This window comes from Peribacillus sp. NPDC097224, from assembly GCF_044761985.1.
GTDB lineage: Bacteria > Bacillota > Bacilli > Bacillales > DSM-1321 > Peribacillus.
In genome coordinates this window covers 203854-223450 of the sequence record NZ_JBIWDK010000004.1, presented here as the reverse complement: position 1 = coordinate 223450, position 19597 = coordinate 203854, and the positions used below count along the sequence as shown (strand labels likewise).

Here is a 19597-nt window from a genome sequence, read left to right as displayed (position 1 = left end):
ATCTATCCTCTTTCTTAGTGTCCGTTCTTCATCGATCTGTGGAGGCGGCTACTTCATCCAAATTGTTGTAGTTTGAATGAGTTGGATCAAATTCGCCTTCTGTTTTAGAAATGACAACTGTAGCAACACTGTTTCCGATCAGGTTCGTGATGGCACGAGCTTCCGACATGAAACGGTCGACCCCTAAAAGAAGTGCCATGCCTTCAACAGGAATCATCGGGAAAGCAGCCAATGTTGCCGCAAGGGTGATGAAACCGGATCCTGTTACACCTGCAGCCCCTTTAGATGTTAGCATCAGGATTCCAAGAAGGGTTATTTCCTGCCAGATGCTTAAATCCACGCCATAAGCTTGGGCGATGAAAATGGCCGCCATTGACAGGTAAATCGATGTGCCATCAAGGTTAAAGGAATAACCGGTCGGTACGACCAGCCCGACCACGGATTTTGAACATCCGTAATTCTCAAGCTTCTTCATCACACTTGGCAATGCGGATTCCGAAGAAGAAGTTCCCAATACCAATAGAAGTTCCTCTTTTAAATAAGCGATGAATTTGAATATGTTGAAGCCATAGAATTTTGCGATGCCCCCAAGGACGATGATGATGAATAATGCCATGGTAATATATACACTAGCCATTAATTGTCCTAAAGAACTTAGAGAACCAAGCCCGAACTTACCGATGGTATAGGCCATGGCCCCAAATGCCGCCAGCGGTGAAAACTTCATGATGATCCCAACGATGCCGAAGAAAATATCCGCTATATGTTGTAAGAAGGAGACGACAGGTTGTACTTTTGGTCCGATCATTGCCATGGAGATACCGAACAAGACGGCAAAGAACAGAATAGGAAGCAAGTCGCCACCGGCCATTGCAGCGACAGCATTGTCCGGGATGATATTGGAGATAAAGGCTATGGCACCGTGTTCTGTTTCCTCAGCAGCGGTTGTATATTGCGATACATCTCCGCCTTCCACTGAATCGATGTTAAATCCTTTACCCGGTCCTAACAGGTTGACCACGATAAGACCAATCGCAAGGGCAACGGTGGAAACGATTTCGAAGTAAAGGAGGGCTTTCCCACCGATACGACCCACTTTCTTCATGTCACCCATGCCGCCAATGCCGATAACGACGGTTAAGAATATGATGGGTGCGATGACCATTTTTATCATTTTAATAAACAAATCAGCTAAGATTTTCAGCTGTTCACCGAAAGCAGGGAATAAGAAACCGACTGTAATACCGAGAATGATACCTATGATGACTTGGACAGTTAGATTTTTTAATAGTTTCATACTGTATTCTCCTTTGTTATATGATAGCGCTTTCTTTAATTAACTATAGTGTAACAGAAGGAAGAGTCAGAATATTCTTTTGGTGATATTGTTCTTTTTGGTCTTTTTGGTCTTGGAAAGTGAGAGAGAGGGAGAAGAGAGGAGGAACAAGAAAGCACCAGTTTTAAAACTGGTGCCTAAGAAAAATCATTGTTCAAAAGGCTTGATGAGTGCGTAGAGGGTTTCAATCACAGGAAGTTGGATATGGGCATTTTTGGCGAGCCTTAGGGCACCCCCTTGTAAATGCTCGACTTCAAGGGATTGATTTTTCCGACGGTCCTGATGCATGGAGGAGGTAGCTTCGTCGGGTAAAGCCGCTATGTCCTCCAGTGCCTGAGCGACATTCCTTTCCGTCAATCCAATGCCATGAGCGTTAGCGAGCATCTGCATTTCCACAAGCGCCTTTTCCAGTACCCGGTTCGTTTCTGGATAGTTGCGTATGGTCCCTATGGGAAGATTGGATGCTGTTGTCACGCCGGAGAAAGCAGTAATGAACATATATTTAATCCATAGACGAATTAAGATGTTTTCTGTCCTGCTTGCTCCCATGATGGCTGAACTAACTGCTTGTTCAAACTCATCGCAGATCTCTTGTTGAGAGGGATGAAGCGGGCCATAAATTAAGTCATGGTTCCGGTTAGAGTGTACGACATGGCCTTTTTCGTTTAAGGTAGCGATAATGAAGGCACTTCCCCCTATGACGTTCGCTTCGCCCAGTTCATCCTGAAGTATGGAGATATGCTCGAGTCCATTTAAAAGGGGAAGAACCTTTGCCCCTTTATCGACCAGGACCTTCAAGTCAGGCAGCGTCCCTCTCAGGTGGAACCCTTTTACCGTTAGGAGGACCAAGTCAACTTGTTGTATGTCATGTACGTCCTCTGTGAATTGAAGTTCGTTAAACTCATAGTTTCCATGAGGGCTTGTTATGTTCAACCCTTGCTCTCTCAATTGTTGGGCTCGGTTTTTACGGACGACGAATTGAACCTGTTGTCCTGCTTGCTGTAGTCTACCTCCATAATAGGAACCAAGTGCACCGGCTCCGATAACGACTATCTTCAATATGTACACCTCGCTTCTGATTGATGGACCAATCATACCATTAGCTGAATTTTCAGTAAATATGAATGGTGAAATAATGACTATAAAAGAAAAAAGGCAAAAAAAAACAGCCTGAATTGTTACAAGCTGATTACTTTTTATTGATAGACTTTCACTTTTACTGTTTTTCTGCCCCAGTTAAGAGCTTTTGTTTTAGAAGAATAGAAGACGTCGATTTTTTTTCCTTTAATCGCACTGCCTTTATCTGCTGCTACGGCATCTCCGTAACCTTCTACATGAACTTTTGTTCCTAGTGGAATGACTTTAGGATCGACAGAAATAGCTTTGACTTTAGGGTTTTTCTTCAGGTTAAGGCCAGTTGCCGTAATCCCGCTGCACCCTTTGCAGTTCGCTGTATAGGCTGTAGCATTAACTGTGATAGTTTTATATTTCTTTGATGCTTTTTTTGCTTTGGGTTTTGCCTTCGTTGCAGTTTTCTTAACTTTTAAAACTTGTTTTGGTTTAATATGATCTTTTTTAAGGTTGTTCCAACTCTTTAGTTGATTGACCGTTATGTTATGTTTACTCGCGATGCCCCATAGTGTGTCACCACTTTTAACTTTATATGTAGTAGTAGCAGCTGATGAAACTCCGGAAAAACTAAATACCAGGAAGAAAGCAGTGATAATAGGAAGTAGTATTTTTTTCAATTAATATTCTCCTTTGTTTTAAAGCGTAGACTTAGAATAACAGGTCTATATGACAATAATGTTTCGGTGGCATAGTAATTGTGTTACAAAAACATTTCATTGAAAAATAAACTAGGTAAAAGGAATGATATTAATTTGAACTTTTATCACGAAATACTTCATAATTTTCTATAAAATTTGGAAGATTACTTGATTTCATAATGTATTTTGTATGAATATGGAAAAATAAGTGGAAAAAGTATGGGCTTAAAAGCCTACTTTATGGTTTTGCCATTTTAAGAGGGTATGACGAGTCATTTTTGAAAGAAAAGGCTGTCAATTATATGGAAAGAAGAGAATTTTCCGTTTTAAGAGGTTAGAAGTGACGTTCACGATGGATTCTTCTATAAAAAAAGAAGCCGATAGATGGACATATCGGCTTCTTTCTATACTTATTTTTGTAAAATGAATTCAGAGGCAAAATCAACGAGCATTTTTTGATAGACTTCGACGGATTCGAGATTGACGCATTCCCGGTCACCATGCCAATTCTCCCCTTTTGGACCGAATTCGATGGCTGGGATGCCGTACGCTGCAAAGAAGATGGTGTCAGCGGAGCCATGTTGACCGAAGACGACCGCTTCCTGTTTCGTGTTCTTTTCGATAATCGGACGGAGTAGGGTGATGTAAGGATCGTTTTCCTCCGTATTAACGGGTTTACTATACATGTTAATATGGATGTTCTTGCCTACCACGGTTTCGATTTGCTCGACGATTTCCTCCATTGTCTGGGTTGGAAGATAACGAATATCGAGACTGAGTAAACAAGCATCCGGTACTTTATTGTACACATCTCCGCCCTTTATTTTTGCGAGATTGAGAGAGGGGGAAGCGTAAAGGGGGGTATGTTCCCGTGTGAAAGGAAGGGCCTTGATTTTCGTATAGATATCATAGGCCTTTTCGATGGCATTGACACCTTCCCATGGACGGCTTCCATGTGCGGATTTACCGGAAACTTCGATATCGAGGCGAAGGGAGCCCTTAGCCTGTAGGCCGATGCCTAACTGCGTGGGTTCTGCACAGATGACAAAATCGCCTCGATATCCATGCTTCGCTAGGTAGCCGGAGCAGTTCAAGCCCCCGATTTCCTCATCGGAAACGATTTGTAGCTGGATTTTCAACCCTAAGTCCCTATCTTTCAATTCGGCGAAGGCGCACATCATGCCTGCAACCCCCGCTTTCATATCGGCCGTTCCACGGCCATATAAATTCCCTTCATGCACCTCGGGGAAGAATTGATTAGGCGTCCCGCTCACTACATCAACATGGCCATTCCATATCAATGTTTTTTCTCCACTCCCGATTTCGCTAACGAGCATTTTGTACCCGTTATTTTCAATCACATCCACAGTCAATCCCTGGCCCTTAAGCCAACCGGCACAGAAATCCACTGCTTCATTGGCCCCTTCTTTGGAGGAACTGTCAATGGAGACTAAATCTTTCAGTAAATCGATAAGCATTAAAAAAAAACCTCCTATAAGTATGCAAACTATAATTTTATATACCCTTATAAATGGGCTTGAACCATAAATCTTTTCCGGTGGAAATGTGTTTAGTGCTTTGGATTCCGGGGGTATGTAAAGAGGGAGCGACAAACAACATTCTTTAAGGAGGATGATAGATATGGATAAACGTATAATTGGAGTTTATGATACTGGATCAGAGGCCATTCAGGCAGTTGAGGCATTACAGGCTCAAGGATATACTCAAGATGATATTTCGGTGGTTGCTAAAGATAAAGAAGAACTTAGAACGGTGAAAAAAGAAACTGGAACGAAAGTAGAGGAAGGGCTTGCTACTGGAGCTGCCACTGGTGGAGTTCTAGGCGGAACAGCTGGATTCTTAGCGGGAATCGGTGCTTTGGCCATTCCAGGAATCGGACCGGTACTTGCGGCTGGACCGATTGCAGCTACATTAGCTGGTGCGGCAGTAGGAGCTGGTACAGGTGGTTTGGCCGGTACATTGATTGGCCTCGGTATCCCTGAACGTGAAGCCACTCAATATGAATCGGATGTTAAGAATGGGAAACTGCTTGTATTGGTGGATGCCGATGCGAAAAGGGGTAACTCTTCATACACAGGTATTACTGAAACGGATGAAACGCTTACGAATAGAAGAAGACCACTTTAATTTAGAGCGTGTAAAAAGAGCAGGGCCTTTTGGCTTCTGCTCTTTCTTTTGTTTAGTAGCTGAATTTCTGGATCTCCTTATGCATTTCCTGCGATAGGCTGTCCAATTCCCCAGCCAGGGCATTTAATTGTTCCATGGAGGCATTCGTCTCTTCAATTGAAGCGGACACTTCTTCTGTGCCGGCAGCTGCCTCCTGACTAACGGAGTTTAATTGTTTCGCGTTGCCTGACATCACGGCAATCTGGGCAATCATTTCGTGCATGGTACTTGTTATTTCATCAAAGTTACTGAATGTGGTAGAGATGATTGATGCAATATCGCCAAAGGCCACTTCGGTGTCAGTGACGGATGTACTCTGATGATCGATTTTCTGGTTGACCTGATCAATCAAGCTAACCGTATTTGCGGTATCAGTTTGCATGGCAAAAATGATTTCTGCTATTTCCTTTAAGGAGTGTTCCGTTTGTTCGGCCAATTTTTTCACTTCATCGGCAACGACGGCGAAACCTTTTCCATGCTCGCCTGCCCTGGCTGCCTCGATGGCTGCATTCAAGGCGAGTAAATTGGTTTGCCCGGCAATCCCTGTTATGGTTTTGACGATATCGCTAATCGTATGGGATCGAACATCGAGTGATTTTACGGCTGTACTCATCTGGTTGGATATCTGGGCTGTAACATCGAATTGTTGTTTTAGGCCCTGAACGGTGATCATTCCATTTTCCGATGCCTTGAACATGTCATCGGAGGCAAGCGACATTTTTTCTGCCTGATTTTCCAGGTTGTTGATTTTGTCGGCCATGAGCTCTATGGCCGTTTCGTTATCTTGGCCGACTTCGATCTGATCAATGGCACCTGAAGCGATTTGTTCCATCGTCATGGCGACCTCGTTTGCGGCAGCCGAATTCTCTTCGGCACTGGCAACGAGCAACATGGAGGAATCGGCAACCTTATTGGAAAGGGCATGGACATTTTTAAGCATGGCACTCATATTCTCTGCTAAGGTGTTGGTGTCTTCTGCAAGCTTGCCGAGTTCGTCCCCACTGGAAATGGAAATCGTGGAGGCGAAGTCACCGCCAGCCATTTTCTTGATGGATTCTTGAAGGCGTTTAATGGGCTTTGTCAAAGAACGTGTGATGAAGATGGAAAAAATGGTAGCCAAAGTAAAAGTGACGATCATGGCCAGGATATTGTGCATGACCATAGAGCTTGCACGGTCCACCACTTCATCTCTATCCACGACTCCAGCTATTTTCCAACCAGTAGTAGGACTGGTTGAGTATCCGATGATTTGCCTTTTATCCTCAAAATCCAGGATCATAGATCCTGATTCACCTTTCATTTGCTGAAAAATGGGTTGAGCCGAAAGATCCTTCATGATTTTCGATTGATCAGGGTGGGCAAGGATAGACCCTTTCTCATTCAGTAGAATGGCATATCCCGTTTTCCCGAATTTCGTCTGATTGATCGTATTCAGTAACGTTTCCATCGCGATGTCGACACCAAGAACGCCGACCAATTTATCGCCATCATAGATTGCTTTTGCTGCCGTGATGATAAGGGAATTGGTCGCAGTATCCGTATAAGGCTCGGTCCATATGACTTCATTCTTTCCTTTCAAAGCCTCTTGATACCAATCTTGTTGCCTTGGGTCAAAGTCACCAGGTAAATAGGCTTTAGGGAAGATGATCGTCTGTCCTTCCTTCTCCGTCCCCATGTACAAGCTGATGATCTCTTCATTGGTCGTTTGGGTATTGGTAAACTCGGTAAGTATGGAATCAGCGTCTGAATGGGGTGTGGTCATGGCCATATCTTTGCTTATCCTGTCTAAATTCTTTTCCTTTTCTTGGAAGAAGCGATCGGATACTTCATTCATTGATTTTACTTGACCTTCTGTCGTATTTTTCAGTTCATCTGTCGTTAGTTCAATGCTTTGATCATAGGCTACGTAGGATATGAGAAATCCGCTAATAATAATTAAAGCTAAAAAGGGTATCAGTATTTGTTTTTTAAGAGAATTGAAGTACCAGTTTTTCAGACGTTTCATAGGTTTGCTCCTTTATATCTACTTCTTATGAGTTCTCTAGATATTTCGGCTTAGTTTCCCTATCTTTTAGTTTTTTTAGAAAATTCATAAGAATGACTTATATTAGGAGGTAAAGTGATTGAAACAGGAAAGAAAAGATTATCCAAGAAAGGAATTTTACTGGTAGAATAATCAGAAAGCATAATGAAGGGGGAATGGTGAGTTGAAAAAAAGATTAGGATGCCTTCATGCCCATTATTCAAATATAGAATATATTGAAAGAGCTCTTTCAATCTATGACATCGATCTCATGCATTTTGTGGACTCTTCCATAATGTATCGAATGACTTCTGTTGGGAATTACGATAAAACAGAAGCAAAGAAAAAAGTAAAAGAGCAACTGGATTGGATCGCTCAATGTGAAGTGGATGCTATCCTAATTACTTGCACGAACTATATCGCCCTTTTACAAGACCAACGTATGGTAGCATCCGTGCCCATCATTAAAATTGATGAACCTTACTTCGAATACATCTGTACGCTATCTCAACCTCAGATTCTCCTTTTTACGAACCCAGCAACAGTTAACGGTACCGTGGAGCGTCTTGAAAAGTATGCGGAAATCCATCAAAAATCCTTGGATTTGGAGATTATGATCATGGAAAATACTTTCGAATTAATCATGAAAGGATTGAAAGAAGAGTACAATGCTGAAATCATCAAGGTCTTACATCAACTCGTTCAAGATGATCAAAAGGCAATTTCTGTTGCTCAATTATCAATGGTGGATGCAGCCAAGCGATTCGAACAGCAGACATCTCATGGAATGATGAATCCATTAAAAACAGTAGTGACCTCCATTGTCAGCCAATTAGACTTACAAAAAAAGAGCTGACTGGATGCAGTCAACTCTTTCTTCTGGTTGGTTATTCGACTTGAATGTTTTTCGTGCGATCAATATACCATGTGTAAAACTCGTCGGCATATTCAAGGGAAACATCTTGTAGCTTGGTATGATGTACCGGTTTGGAACGGTTAATGGTTTCGATCGATGCGAGCCCAAAGCGTTTTTGCAGTCTTGAGCGTTCGACTTTAATCTGAATGACCTTGCTTCTTTTCGTGATGAACAGGGACGTTTCCAAACTTCCTGATTTAAATTGAATGAATTCGTCATGTAATAAATAGCGGCCATTTTTGTAATCTATGATTCTCGATGTATAAATGAGTACGAAAAGAATCAAGGAAATATACCATATCGCTGGCTTGAAAATAAAAATGGCAACCGTCACAACTATCCAGATATAGCTTGGCCTTAGCATTCGCACGATGAAAGCTTGTTTCGATAAGGGGTGCATGGAGCGTTCCACCTTGTAAGAAGGCAAAATCTCTTCGATTATGGCATGGGCACGGTCAACCGATAAAAATGGATAGAGCGTATTCGTTTCCAGTTTTTCATCTCCTGTACTTCCCGCGCTTATCAGTTTCACCTCCGCTAATCCAAGCATTCTTTTGATGAGGGATTGGGTGATTTCCACCGCCTGCACTTTTTCTTTCTGAATTGAAAAGGCAGATTCATCGAGCACCCCTTTTTTGATATACACACGTTTGGCATCCGATGAAATTTCATACTTCCCATACTTCACGTACGTGGAAATAATTCCAAAACCAATAGCTAATCCTACTAAAACAATGAGAGCGATGGTTATGGTTAGCCATGAATTCAAAAACGATGCCACAGCCCCTTCGGCATTTTCCAGATTGAAAAAATCATCAAGTGTTTTATAAATCGTAGCGACAATCGGAATGATGGCCAGGAAGCTTAGTGACGTGAAGGAAGCTTTTAACACATCCCGTTTAGTCGGTGTGAAATGTATGGTTTGTTCAGCACCCGTTTCTTTCAAGCTGTCCTCTTCCAGATGATCTTCTTCTACAGCCGGGATTTCTTGTGAGGAAAATTCCGTTTCAAGTCGTTGGGCTTCTTTTAAAGAAATCGCCTCAAACAAGACAGAACCTTGGTCACCAGTCATTCCCGTTTCGAACGTTAAAGAAGTTAAGTGGAAAAACTTATGAAGGACGGTTGTCCGTCGTTGGACGTTTTGTATTTTGTGAAGCGGAACTGTCCGATAGGACTTGGAAATAAGCCCGGACTTGATCTGAATGTTTCCTTCTTTTATATGATATGTATAGGTGAACCAGTTCAAAGTCAATGAAATGACCTTCCATACGAAGTATAAGAGATAGATGAGTTGCAGCACGATCATATAAACCTTTTCCGTACCAAAATTCAATACATAAAGGAGGATAATTAAAAAGAATTCCTTCTTCAGCACATTCCACATTTCAAATGGGATTTTGAGCGGGTGTAACCGTTTGGATTGTTCCGCCATGTCATTCCACTTCCTTTATCTTGGCGTAGTGCGCAATTTTATCTCGAAGTTCATACGCCTCTTTCTCCGGAATGGCGGGTATGGTATGTGAGTCGCCCATGGTTCCGATACTAATCGTATAAAGGCCATACTTCCGTAGAAACGGCCCCTGGTTCAGCTCGACCGATTGAACTTTCGTCATCGGGATGAGTTCATGGGATTCGTACCACGCCCCATGTTTCGTTTGGATGAATTCTTCGCTTACGTCATATCGCCAATATTTTTGCAATAAAATGGGGGCGATGATGATGGACCAAATGGCGGAAAAGCATTCGATGATGGTCAGTCCGATTAAAACCCATCCAATCCACTCTTTCCAGGAAAAATAAGTATCAACGAATAATAAGATGCCGAGTATGACGAGAATAATGAGGTTGGTGATGGTTTCCGTCATCCGCCAAACCTTGATGGATTCTTTCGAAATCTTCTTTGTTGGCGCTTGAATCTTTGAATACATATGTTCACTCCTTACTGTGTCATTACTTTTATACGGATGATTCTTAGTAAAAGTTCCCTTTAGGGGCTAAAAAAGTCCCTGAGGTGAGGCTTTCCTGGAATACGGAATACTGTGTATGCCTGATATGAAGGGACATGCGAATGAAATTTAAAAGTAGGTGAAATGGATTTGACCTTTATAAGGAAAGTATACATTATTTTCTTTCTGTTTTTGATGTGCTTTTTTAATGGGGAAACGATGCAGGCTGCTTATGAAGAGGAATCGATGGCTGGTGAAATCAAGCGTATCGTACATGAGTCGCCTGCTTTAACCGGGGCCTTAGCCGGAATTTCAATCCGTTCGGCAGATACAGGGGAATTGGTGTATGAGCATGATGCGGATATAAGGATGAGACCGGCATCGAACATGAAACTTCTGACAGCGGCAGCGGCACTTGAAACGTTAGGGGAGGAGCATGTCTTCCAAACGGAACTATACATAAAAGGCATTCAGGTCGCGAACGTCCTTCAGGGGGATGTCTATTTGAAGGGAAAAGGAGACCCAACCCTTCTTGAAAAGGACTTTGATGGTTTGGCGAAGGTGTTGAAGCAACATCGAATCCACTATGTTCATGGAGATCTTATCGGCGATGATACATGGTATGACGATGAACGCCATTCGCCTGATTTAATACGAAGTGATGAGCAAGAGTACTACGGGGCGGCCGTTTCAGCCTTAACCGCCGCACCCGATGAGGAGTATGATACCGGGACTGTCCTTCTGGAGATATCACCAGGGAAAAGGGCTGGAAAAAAAGCAACCGTGACGATGCAACCGGAAACGGACTATGTAACAGTCGTTAATGAAGCGATAACCGTAGCACCGGACAGAAAGCAGAAAATCAAGGTCGAACGCGATCATGAGCGAAATGTCTTGACGGTAACGGGGACTATGCCGGAACATGGCTTGCCGACAAAAGAATATATGGCGGTGATTGATCCTACCAAATATGCCCTAAGATTATTTGAACAATCGATGGAACGGCAAGGCATCAAGGTGTTAGGTACGACCAAACAAGGAAAAACACCCGCGCAAGCTAGGAAAATTGCCAGCCATGATTCGATGACCCTTTCACAATTGCTGGTTCCCTTCATGAAACTGAGCAATAACACACATGCTGAAGTTTTGGTGAAGGAAATGGGGAAGGCAGCGAAGGGGGAAGGCAGTTGGGAGAATGGATTGAAGATAGCAGAAAGTAAGCTCGAGCTGATGGGGATGGACACGCAATCGACCATGATGCGGGATGGTTCAGGGATTAGCCAGGTCAATCTGATCTCAGCGAACGAATTGACCAAACTCCTTTATTCCGTTCGGGAAAAAACATGGTTTCCTTCCTATCTCAATGCACTGCCGGTTGCTGGGGTTAAAGAAAAGATGATAGGCGGTACATTAAGGAATAGGATGGAAAAGACGGCGGCCGTGGGAAATGTCCGCGCTAAAACGGGGACGATTTCCGCTACGAGCACTTTGTCTGGATATGTGACCACCAAAAGTGGGGAAGGCATCATCTTTTCAATTCTTTTGAACAACTTCGTGGAGGAAAAGGGAATCAGGGACATCCAAGATAAAATAGTGGTATGGCTAGCGGAACAGGAAGATCTGTTAGAAAGAGAGCGTTGATATTCGTTTAAAAACATATGCTTGTAATTCAAAAAAATCCGCGATGAGAAGATCTGCTTCCACCAATTCATTGACAGTCGCAAAACCAAATGGACAGCTGACGGCCACTAATCCATTTTCCTTTGCAGCTTCGATATCGGACTTTCGGTCGCCAACCAGGATGGCTTCTTCAATGTTATAGTTTCTCAACAACATGTGAACTAAATCCGTTTTCGAGCCTTTCAATGACCTTTCGATACTGTAAATGTCCGTAAGGTATTCATGCAGATGAAAATATGTACAGATTTCTTCCAAATACTTTTCAAGTCCGTTGCTGGCTATGAATATTGGAATACCTTGTTGTTTAAAGACTGACAAGGTCTCGATGACGTTTGGGTAAAGCTGACCTTTTCCTTCTTTGATCTCTTGATTCAAACATTCAAGAAAGAGTCGGTCGGCTTGATTCCGAATAGACTCGGCGTGATTTGGCAATAAGGTTTCCCATACGACCTTTAGTGGAACCCCCATGATTTTTTGGTATGTGGCAAGAGGGGCTTCTCCCTGCCAATTTCCTTCTGACCGAAGGACTTTGAACGTTCTTTCAAGTGATGAACCTAAAATCCTATTGGTTTGAAACAGGGTGCCGTCCATGTCGAAGATGACGGCAAAGGGAATGGAATTCATATTTTGTACCTTCTTTCAATTTTTTTGCGCACCCAAGGAGGGTTTCTTGGGAGGGTGTAGAGAAATATATAGGAAGAGGAGGGGTTTGATGAATTTCCCAACAATTCGTGGCCAGCACACGATTTCCCAACTTATTGCTGAAATCCAGAATTCCCCTGGAAACCGAAGGCCATATTTAGTTGCCATAGATGGTCGCGGTGGTTCGGGGAAAAGTACCCTTGCTGCCTATATAAAAGCTCATTGTCAGGATGTCACAATTGTTCATATGGATGATTTCTATTTTCCTTCTTCTCAAAGGGCCCAGTTGCCTCCAGTCGGGAATTTGATTGGTGTGAACTACGATTGGTCCCGTGTCTTCAGTCAAGTTTTGGAACCGCTTACCTCAGGGAAAGAAGCGGTCTACCAACGTTATGATTGGGAATCGGATGCAATGGCTGAGTGGCATACCATCCCAGTGGGTGGGACTGTCATCATTGAAGGCACATACTCCACTCGCTATGAATTGGCTGCCTTCTATAATTTTACCATTTGGGTGGAGTGCCCCCGGGAGAAACGATTAGACCGTGGAATTGAGCGTGATGGGGAAGAGATGCGTTCCATGTGGGAAGATAACTGGATGGTCTATGAAGATCTCTATGTCGATGCACATCTTCCACGAGATAGGGTCAACCTGATTGTGGATGGAACGAGATGAATAGAGTCTCGTTCCTTTCCTTTCTCGCGGATGAAGGTCTTGTACCCCGCGTCCATTTCCCCTAGCTATCCTTCATCGATTCCGGTTTTTGTCATAGAATAGGAAGGATGAGGCTGCTTTTCATTGTAAGGGTTTACCTGTAAAATTCATATTGAATATTAATATTTAGATAAATTTCTCTAAGAGATAGAGATAATGGAGGAGAAGTATGTTTACTAATGATGAACAAGCTGGTGTATATAAAGCGATTTATAGCCGGAGGGATATCCGGAGTTTTTTACCCGATCCCATCTCAAAGGATACCTTGCATAAGATTTTGGAGGCGGGACATCATGCACCGTCTGTTGGGTTCATGCAACCTTGGAGTTTCATTGTCGTTTCGGACCAGGAGATTAAAGAGCGGTTGGCCTGGGCCGCGGATAAGGAAAGAAGGGCGCTTGCGGTTCATTATGAAGGGGAAAAAGAAAACAAGTTTCTTAGTTTGAAAGTAGAAGGCTTGAAGGAAGCCCCCTATACGATTTGTGTGACCTGTGATCCGACGCGGGGTGGATCTCATGTGCTTGGACGCAACTCCATTCCTGAAACGGATATTTTATCGACGGCCTGTGCCATTCAGAATATGTGGTTAGCCGCCTGTGCGGAAGGGTTGGCGATGGGCTGGGTCAGTTTTTACAAGAAGAATGATATCCGGGACATTTTGGATATCCCTCCACACGTGGAGCCTGTCGCGCTCATGTCTGTTGGCTATACCGATCAATATCCCGATAAACCGATTCTTGAAACGGCCAATTGGGAAAAGAGACGGTCGATGGATGATTTGATTTTTAAAGATAAGTGGGGCCAAAACTAGACCTTGTAAGGATCTTGTAGAAAGCTGGTGTTTCGTTTTGTATATCTATCGAGGAGAGGAAATAAAAAGAATCGATCGAACTGCAGCGGATCATGGACTTGAAACGTTTACGCTGATGGAAAATGCGGGACGGGCTTTATTTGAAGCCATTGTCAAAAATGTGAGCAAATCGCAGCGAATCTTGATTCTTGCGGGAAAAGGGAACAATGGCGGAGATGGAGTGGTTCTCGCCCGTTATTTAAAGCAACATGGTTTCATATGTGAGCTCGCTATCCCACTAGGGGAACCTGTTTCTGAGACTGCAGAGCGCCACTACCGCTATTATCTCCACTGCGGATTTGAGGTATCGGAAATCAGTGAGGATTATGATGTGTTGATAGATGCGCTGCTTGGGGTCGGAGCGAGGTTGCCACTCCGTAATGATATCGAACAGCTGATTGATTGGATGAATGAGCAAGAGGCCGTTCGGATGGCAATCGATATTCCGACAGGCGTTTTGGCGGATACCGGTGAAGTGGAAAAGGCTATAAAGGCTGACCGAACATTCACGCTCCACGGGTACAAACCATCGGCGTTTCTCGAAGGAAGTGTCGAGTATTATGGTCAGACCGAAGTGCTCGATATTGGCTTGCCACAGACATCCAATTGGCAAGTATGGACCAAAGGGGATGTTGCCGCAAGCTTCCCGAAGCGAAATGGTGCCTCGCATAAGGGGACATTCGGGACGGGACTGTTGATAGCGGGTACGGATGAAATGCCGGGAAGTGCCATGCTGGCGAGCCTTGCCGCGATGCGGAGTGGAATCGGGAAACTGACTGTGGCGACAACAAGGTTCGCTTCAGCAATTATCGCGAGCCGGGTGCCGGAATGTACATTTTTACATGATGGACTGGAAAAGGTAGCGGCTGGAGCGGTGCCTAAAGGGATAAGGGGAGTGGCAATCGGCCCAGGATTGGATAATGAGGAAAAAATCGAACGGGCGTTACATGAAGTAATGAAAAGGGACCTGCCGATCATTATCGATGCAGGAGCCCTTAAGAAACGCGACTATCCCATGCGTGAAGCGATGACGATCGTCACGCCCCATCCTGGTGAGTTCAGTAAAATGACGGGTCTTCCGACGAAGGAAATCCAGAAAGACCGCCTGCGCCTCGCATCTGAATATGCGATCTCGAATAAGGTGACCGTTGTACTCAAAGGAAGAAATACGGTGATGGCGTTTCCCGATGGCGATGTATGGGTGAATTCGACCGGCAATGATGGACTTGCCAAAGGCGGGACAGGTGATACCTTGACTGGGATGATCCTTGCATTTATCTCATTCTATGAAGATAAGAAAGCGGCCGTGGCCAATGCTGTATACTGTCACGGGGTAAGCGCGGAGCAATGGAGTGAAACGAGGGCGAAGAGCAGTCTGCTCGCAAGTGATGTGAGTGAAAACTTGGCCTATGTGTTGAAGGAATTCGAATAGGCACTCGCTGATGGACGACATGAAGTGAGTGCTCGATAACAATAAAATAAAAAGAAAGTACCATGAAAAGGTAGGGAATCAAAAACTAGCTGTCATCTTAGCAGCTAGTTTTTTTTTTGCTCGTGTCCCCGCCTTTTAGTGGGTCCCGGTATGCAGGTCTTCATGGCATGTAGCGATATCCTGGCTAAAGATTTTCGAAGTTTATGGGATAAAAAAAATACAAGAATAATACAATGTTAAATGAAATATTTCAGAAAATTAACTAGATAGAGAGGTTGACTTATCTCCTGATTATTTCCTGAAGGTTATGTTAGAACACAGTACCTCGGCATGCATCTTGTTACAGAATACATATCTCTGTATTAAAAATATCAGTAGAGAAGGGTGTTTCTACATGGTGAAAGAAAAGACGGATATTCAGCAATTGATTGATTGGGATAAAAAGCATTTTATCCATCCGACAACAGCGATCGAACAACAGCAGCAAGATGGACCGAGTTTCATTTTTACCGAGGGTAAGGGGATTTACCTAACGGACATCATGGGCAGGACGGTTATCGATGGGATGTCTTCCCTTTGGAATGTGAATATCGGGCATGGGCAGGACGAAATTGCCAAAGTGGCGAAGGAACAGATGGAGAAATTGGCGTTCACCTCTAATTTTGCCACCTTCAGTAATGAACCAGCCATTCGGTTGGCTGCCAAAATCGCTTCCATCGCACCCGGAAATTTGAATGCCGTGTTCTTTACGTCCGGAGGGTCGGAATCGAGTGATACGGCGATCAAGCTTGCGCGTCACTATTGGATCTTAAAAGGCCAGCCCAACCGGCAAAAAATCATTTCCCGTTCGAAGTCCTATCACGGGGTGGCGATGGGAGCGACTAGTGCCACGGGATTGAAGCCTTTCCGCGACTTCACGAATTCCCTTGCGCCGGATTTCTATTATGTGGATGGTTCCTCCATTGAGGAATTGCGCAAGACCATTGTACAGGAAGGACCGGAAACTATCGCTGCTTTCATAACGGAACCGATACAAGGGGCTGGTGGCGTGAATATGCCTCCTGAAGGCTACTTCAAGGAAGTCAGGGAGATTTGTGATGAGTACGGCATTTTGTTGGTGACGGACGAAGTCATTACCGGTTTTGGCAGAACGGGTGCGTATTTCGGAATCGAGCACTTCGGGGTCATACCAGACATGATGTGCTTTGCCAAAGGCGTGACGAGTGGATATGCCCAATTGGGCGGTGTTGTCCTGAATGATAGGATGTATCAGGATTTCATAGCCCTTTCTAAAGGGACGCTTTTACATGGCTACACTTACAGTGGCCATCCGATGGCTTGTGCCGTTGCGTTGAAAAATATCGAAATCATTGAACGGGAAAACTTAATTGAAAACTCGAAACAACGTGGAGTGGAATTGCTTGCAGGCTTTAACAAGCTTCAAGCTAAACATTCCATAATCGGGGATGTAAGGGCGCTAGGACTGATTGGTGGTATATCGATCGTCAAAGACAAACAAACGGGGGAAAAATTCGAAACCCCTTTGGCTCCACGGATCGTTTCGGAGGCCGCTAAAAATGGTTTAATCTGCCGATCTGTTACATTCGATCAAGATACGCTAGTGTTTGCACCACCTTTGATCATCACTAAAGCAGAGGTAGGGAAGTTGATCGAAATCTTGGACGATACATTTACGGCTATCGAAAAAGAAGGTATATAAGACGTGAAGAGGATGGCATTCGAAACAACAGGATGGTTCGGATGCCACGAAAAAGGCTGCTTCCCCAGAGGGAACAGCCTTTTTTTGTGGAGCGAATGAATCCAGAATTTGAGTCAATATATTACAAGAATCGAGGATATTTCCCGGGAAACGAGTGAATGCGAGAAATAAAATCATCATTTACACTGCTTTTTCCACATCAACACGGCCGGAAAAGAAGACGGCACCATTTCCCATATCGGAGAGCCGGTCTGGCGTGAGGGCATTGATATGCTGCTTTCTGCCAGGTGTATTTGGCCATATGCCTTGGCTGACTAGGACACCGGCCAGGACATTTTCTCCTATGACGGCTTTTAATACACATTCGCCTCGTGCATTCCAGATACGGACCATATCGCCGTCTGTTATCCCTCGTTTTACTGCGTCTTCCGTATTCATATGCAGTTTTGGTTCTTTTTCCATCGATATATGTTTCTCGTTATTGGAAAAAGTCGAATTCAGGAAATTATGGTTCGGCGCCGGTATGAATAAGAACGGCAGGTCGCTGTCTTTCGCGATGGGTGTATAGGTAGGCAATGGTTCGTACCCATGCTGTTTCATCCGTTCGGAATAGAGTTCGATTTTGCCGCTCGGTGTCGGCAGTTTCCCTGGGAAGAGTGGTCGCATCTCGGCTTTTACAAACTGATGTTCAGAAAGAGCTTCATAGTTGATGTTTCCTAAATAAGGATTCTCGGGGAAGTCGAGTGCTTGACGGATCATGTCTTCCTCAGAGTCTTGAAAAGCTTGGTCCTCGAATCCCATGTTAGCAGCCAACAGCTTGAACAATTCCACATTTGATTTGGACTCTCCATATTTCTCCATGACTGGCTTTTGAATTTGTATGTAATTATGCCAGTAGGAAGTATAAAAATCCTCCGTTTCATAGGATGAAGAGGCGGGAAGGACCAGGTCGGCATACTGCGCCGTTTCAGTTAAGAATAAATCATGGACGACCGTGAATAGGTCTTCTTGCATAAGTCCTTCCTTAACCTTGTTTGCATTGGGAGCGACAAGGGCAGGATTGGAGCTGTATACAAATAAGGAACGAATCGGGTTCTCCTTATCTAAAAGGGCTTCTCCGATTTGATTCATGTTGACGATGCGAGTAGTCTTGTTTCGCAAAAGCTCAGGGCGTTGTAAGGCATCTTTGTTAAATGCCAAATAACCGGAGTTCCCTTTCATCGCCCCACCGCCTTTAACAAGCCACTGTCCGGTAAGGGCGGGAAGGCAGGCGATGGTCCTTACAGCCATTCCGCCGTTATCGTGATGTTGCAGGCCATTACCGATTCGAACGAATGATGGTTTGGTCTGTCCATACATCCGGGCTAATGTATAAAGGTCTTCGATTGGAACGCCCGTGATCGTGGAGACGGTCGCCGGGTCATATTGGCGGACATGCTCACGCAATTCGTCAGAACCGACCGTATAGGCGTCTAGGAAAGGCTGATTGACCATATTTTCGGCATATAAAATATGCATGATGCCAAGGGCAAGTGCACTATCCGTACCAGGCAGGATGGGGATGAACCAATCAGCCCACTTCCCGGTCTGGTTTTTATGGACGTCGATCACCACAACCTTGGCGCCATTTTTCCGGGCCTGCTGGGCAATTGTCACTTGGTGCATATTGGTACTCACGGCATTAATCCCCCACATGATGAAAAGCTTTGTGTCGATTGTTTCCTCCGGATCGATTCCGAACGAACCGCCCATGGTATAACTGTAGCCAACCGAACCGGCAGAGTTACAAATGGATCGCTCCAGCCTACTTGCCCCAAGTTTGTGGAAGAAGCGACGATCCATGCCTTCAGCACTGAGGTTTCCCATGTTTCCATAAAAACTGTAGGGGAGGATGCATTCCGGTCCATGCTGGTCTATCAAGGCCTTCCATTTTGACGTGATCATCCCGATCGCTTCGTCCCAACTAATGGGGGCGAATTGCCCTTTTCCTTTTGGACCGATTCGTATAAGCGGTTGCGAAAGACGATGCGGATCATATAGACGGGCTGTCATATTCCGGACCTTGTTGCAGATATTTCCCTTTGTGACCGGGTGTTTGGGATCCCCCTGGACTTTCACGATTTTTCCGTCTTTTTTGTGAAGGAGTAAACCGCATTGATCGGGGCAATCAAGTGAGCAAACCGATGGGAAGATTCCATCCTGTTGTTTGAAATAGGGTTGCATGACTTTGTCCTCCTTGTTTTTTGGAACGCTTTTTTGAATAGTCTATTAATTGTATATTTTAATATATTGGGTATTAGAAAGAACTACTTAACTTATGTTTTTTTTTCTGATAAGCTTATTTTAATAAAATGAGCCTTCTCTATCGAAAGGTTCGTAAG

Annotated in this window: 16 protein-coding genes; 7 read left to right on the top strand and 9 right to left on the bottom strand. The window is 44.2% G+C overall.

Annotated elements, in window-relative coordinates; translation table 11 throughout:
• Positions 1–28: 28 nt before the first annotated feature.
• From ACIQXR_RS10540 to ACIQXR_RS10525, 4 genes are all read right to left on the bottom strand, one after another.
• Complete coding sequence (locus tag ACIQXR_RS10540; protein ID WP_402871946.1) at positions 29–1297, bottom strand: dicarboxylate/amino acid:cation symporter; 1269 nt, start codon at positions 1295–1297, stop codon at positions 29–31.
• A gap of 186 nt (positions 1298–1483) precedes the next feature.
• The gene (locus tag ACIQXR_RS10535) at positions 1484–2395 is read right to left on the bottom strand and encodes a ketopantoate reductase family protein (RefSeq protein ID WP_403079960.1); all 912 of its coding nucleotides are present in this window, start codon (positions 2393–2395) and stop codon (positions 1484–1486) included.
• A 137-nt stretch (positions 2396–2532) separates the two neighbouring features.
• A complete protein-coding gene (locus tag ACIQXR_RS10530) occupies positions 2533–3084 on the bottom strand; it encodes a 3D domain-containing protein (protein ID WP_402871940.1) in 552 nt (183 codons plus the stop codon).
• 431 nt (positions 3085–3515) lie between these two features.
• Entirely contained in the window at positions 3516–4583 is a 1068-nt protein-coding gene (locus ACIQXR_RS10525; protein WP_403079958.1) for a M20 family metallopeptidase, read from the bottom strand.
• A 163-nt stretch (positions 4584–4746) separates the two neighbouring features.
• Between ACIQXR_RS10525 and ACIQXR_RS10520 the strand changes: the two genes are divergently transcribed.
• Complete coding sequence (locus ACIQXR_RS10520) at positions 4747–5253, top strand: YflT domain-containing protein (protein WP_402871935.1); 507 nt, start codon at positions 4747–4749, stop codon at positions 5251–5253.
• 52 nt (positions 5254–5305) lie between these two features.
• On the opposite strand, the gene ACIQXR_RS10515 is transcribed toward ACIQXR_RS10520, so the two are convergent.
• Positions 5306–7297 (bottom strand): methyl-accepting chemotaxis protein, encoded by a 1992-nt coding sequence (locus ACIQXR_RS10515; protein ID WP_403079955.1) that lies wholly within the window; start codon positions 7295–7297, stop codon positions 5306–5308.
• Positions 7298–7499: 202 nt separating this feature from the next.
• Between ACIQXR_RS10515 and ACIQXR_RS10510 the strand changes: the two genes are divergently transcribed.
• On the top strand, positions 7500–8171 hold the full coding sequence (locus ACIQXR_RS10510) for an aspartate/glutamate racemase family protein (RefSeq protein ID WP_403079953.1): 672 nt from the start codon (positions 7500–7502) through the stop codon (positions 8169–8171).
• Positions 8172–8202: 31 nt separating this feature from the next.
• Here the strand turns inward: ACIQXR_RS10510 and ACIQXR_RS10505 are convergent, their stop codons facing one another.
• Entirely contained in the window at positions 8203–9663 is a 1461-nt protein-coding gene (locus ACIQXR_RS10505; RefSeq protein ID WP_402871926.1) for a PH domain-containing protein, read from the bottom strand.
• A 1-nt stretch (position 9664) separates the two neighbouring features.
• A complete protein-coding gene (locus ACIQXR_RS10500; RefSeq protein ID WP_402871923.1) occupies positions 9665–10159 on the bottom strand; it encodes a PH domain-containing protein in 495 nt (164 codons plus the stop codon).
• 237 nt (positions 10160–10396) lie between these two features.
• Between ACIQXR_RS10500 and dacB the strand changes: the two genes are divergently transcribed.
• Positions 10397–11818, top strand: a complete 1422-nt coding sequence (dacB, locus tag ACIQXR_RS10495) for a D-alanyl-D-alanine carboxypeptidase/D-alanyl-D-alanine endopeptidase (RefSeq protein WP_403079950.1) — start codon at positions 10397–10399, stop codon at positions 11816–11818.
• On the opposite strand, the gene ACIQXR_RS10490 is transcribed toward dacB, so the two are convergent.
• Positions 11801–12481, bottom strand: a complete 681-nt coding sequence (locus ACIQXR_RS10490) for an HAD-IA family hydrolase (RefSeq protein WP_402958474.1) — start codon at positions 12479–12481, stop codon at positions 11801–11803. The two genes, dacB and ACIQXR_RS10490, sit on opposite strands and share 18 nt — an antisense overlap.
• 88 nt (positions 12482–12569) lie before the next feature.
• Between ACIQXR_RS10490 and ACIQXR_RS10485 the strand changes: the two genes are divergently transcribed.
• The 4 genes from ACIQXR_RS10485 to ACIQXR_RS10470 all read left to right on the top strand — a co-directional run bounded on the left by ACIQXR_RS10485 (position 12570) and on the right by ACIQXR_RS10470 (position 17216).
• Positions 12570–13175, top strand: a complete 606-nt coding sequence (locus tag ACIQXR_RS10485; RefSeq protein ID WP_402871917.1) for a uridine kinase family protein — start codon at positions 12570–12572, stop codon at positions 13173–13175.
• Positions 13176–13383: 208 nt separating this feature from the next.
• Positions 13384–14025 carry a 5,6-dimethylbenzimidazole synthase gene (gene bluB / locus ACIQXR_RS10480; RefSeq protein WP_402871915.1) on the top strand — a complete coding sequence of 214 codons (642 nt, stop codon included), beginning with the start codon at positions 13384–13386 and terminating at the stop codon, positions 14023–14025.
• A gap of 37 nt (positions 14026–14062) precedes the next feature.
• The gene (locus ACIQXR_RS10475) at positions 14063–15496 is read left to right on the top strand and encodes an NAD(P)H-hydrate dehydratase (protein ID WP_402871913.1); all 1434 of its coding nucleotides are present in this window, start codon (positions 14063–14065) and stop codon (positions 15494–15496) included.
• A gap of 394 nt (positions 15497–15890) precedes the next feature.
• On the top strand, positions 15891–17216 hold the full coding sequence (locus ACIQXR_RS10470) for an aminotransferase family protein (RefSeq protein ID WP_402871909.1): 1326 nt from the start codon (positions 15891–15893) through the stop codon (positions 17214–17216).
• Between the two features lie 180 nt (positions 17217–17396).
• On the opposite strand, the gene ACIQXR_RS10465 is transcribed toward ACIQXR_RS10470, so the two are convergent.
• The gene (locus tag ACIQXR_RS10465) at positions 17397–19439 is read right to left on the bottom strand and encodes a molybdopterin oxidoreductase family protein (protein WP_402871904.1); all 2043 of its coding nucleotides are present in this window, start codon (positions 19437–19439) and stop codon (positions 17397–17399) included.
• Between the last annotated feature and the right edge of the window lie 158 nt (positions 19440–19597).

What these genes read in the sequence shown, in the direction of transcription:
- ACIQXR_RS10485 (WP_402871917.1), top strand. Translation starts at nt 12,570, where the DNA reads ATGAATTTCCCAACAATTCGTGGCCAGCACACGATTTCCCAACTTATT.
- ACIQXR_RS10515 (WP_403079955.1), bottom strand. Translation starts at nt 7,297, where the DNA reads ATGAAACGTCTGAAAAACTGGTACTTCAATTCTCTTAAAAAACAAATA.
- ACIQXR_RS10465 (WP_402871904.1), bottom strand. Translation starts at nt 19,439, where the DNA reads ATGCAACCCTATTTCAAACAACAGGATGGAATCTTCCCATCGGTTTGC.
- dacB (WP_403079950.1), top strand. Translation starts at nt 10,397, where the DNA reads ATGCAGGCTGCTTATGAAGAGGAATCGATGGCTGGTGAAATCAAGCGT.
- ACIQXR_RS10505 (WP_402871926.1), bottom strand. Translation starts at nt 9,663, where the DNA reads ATGGCGGAACAATCCAAACGGTTACACCCGCTCAAAATCCCATTTGAA.
- ACIQXR_RS10520 (WP_402871935.1), top strand. Translation starts at nt 4,747, where the DNA reads ATGGATAAACGTATAATTGGAGTTTATGATACTGGATCAGAGGCCATT.
- ACIQXR_RS10500 (WP_402871923.1), bottom strand. Translation starts at nt 10,159, where the DNA reads ATGTATTCAAAGATTCAAGCGCCAACAAAGAAGATTTCGAAAGAATCC.
- ACIQXR_RS10540 (WP_402871946.1), bottom strand. Translation starts at nt 1,297, where the DNA reads ATGAAACTATTAAAAAATCTAACTGTCCAAGTCATCATAGGTATCATT.
- bluB (WP_402871915.1), top strand. Translation starts at nt 13,384, where the DNA reads ATGTTTACTAATGATGAACAAGCTGGTGTATATAAAGCGATTTATAGC.
- ACIQXR_RS10525 (WP_403079958.1), bottom strand. Translation starts at nt 4,583, where the DNA reads ATGCTTATCGATTTACTGAAAGATTTAGTCTCCATTGACAGTTCCTCC.
- ACIQXR_RS10470 (WP_402871909.1), top strand. Translation starts at nt 15,891, where the DNA reads ATGGTGAAAGAAAAGACGGATATTCAGCAATTGATTGATTGGGATAAA.
- ACIQXR_RS10490 (WP_402958474.1), bottom strand. Translation starts at nt 12,481, where the DNA reads ATGAATTCCATTCCCTTTGCCGTCATCTTCGACATGGACGGCACCCTG.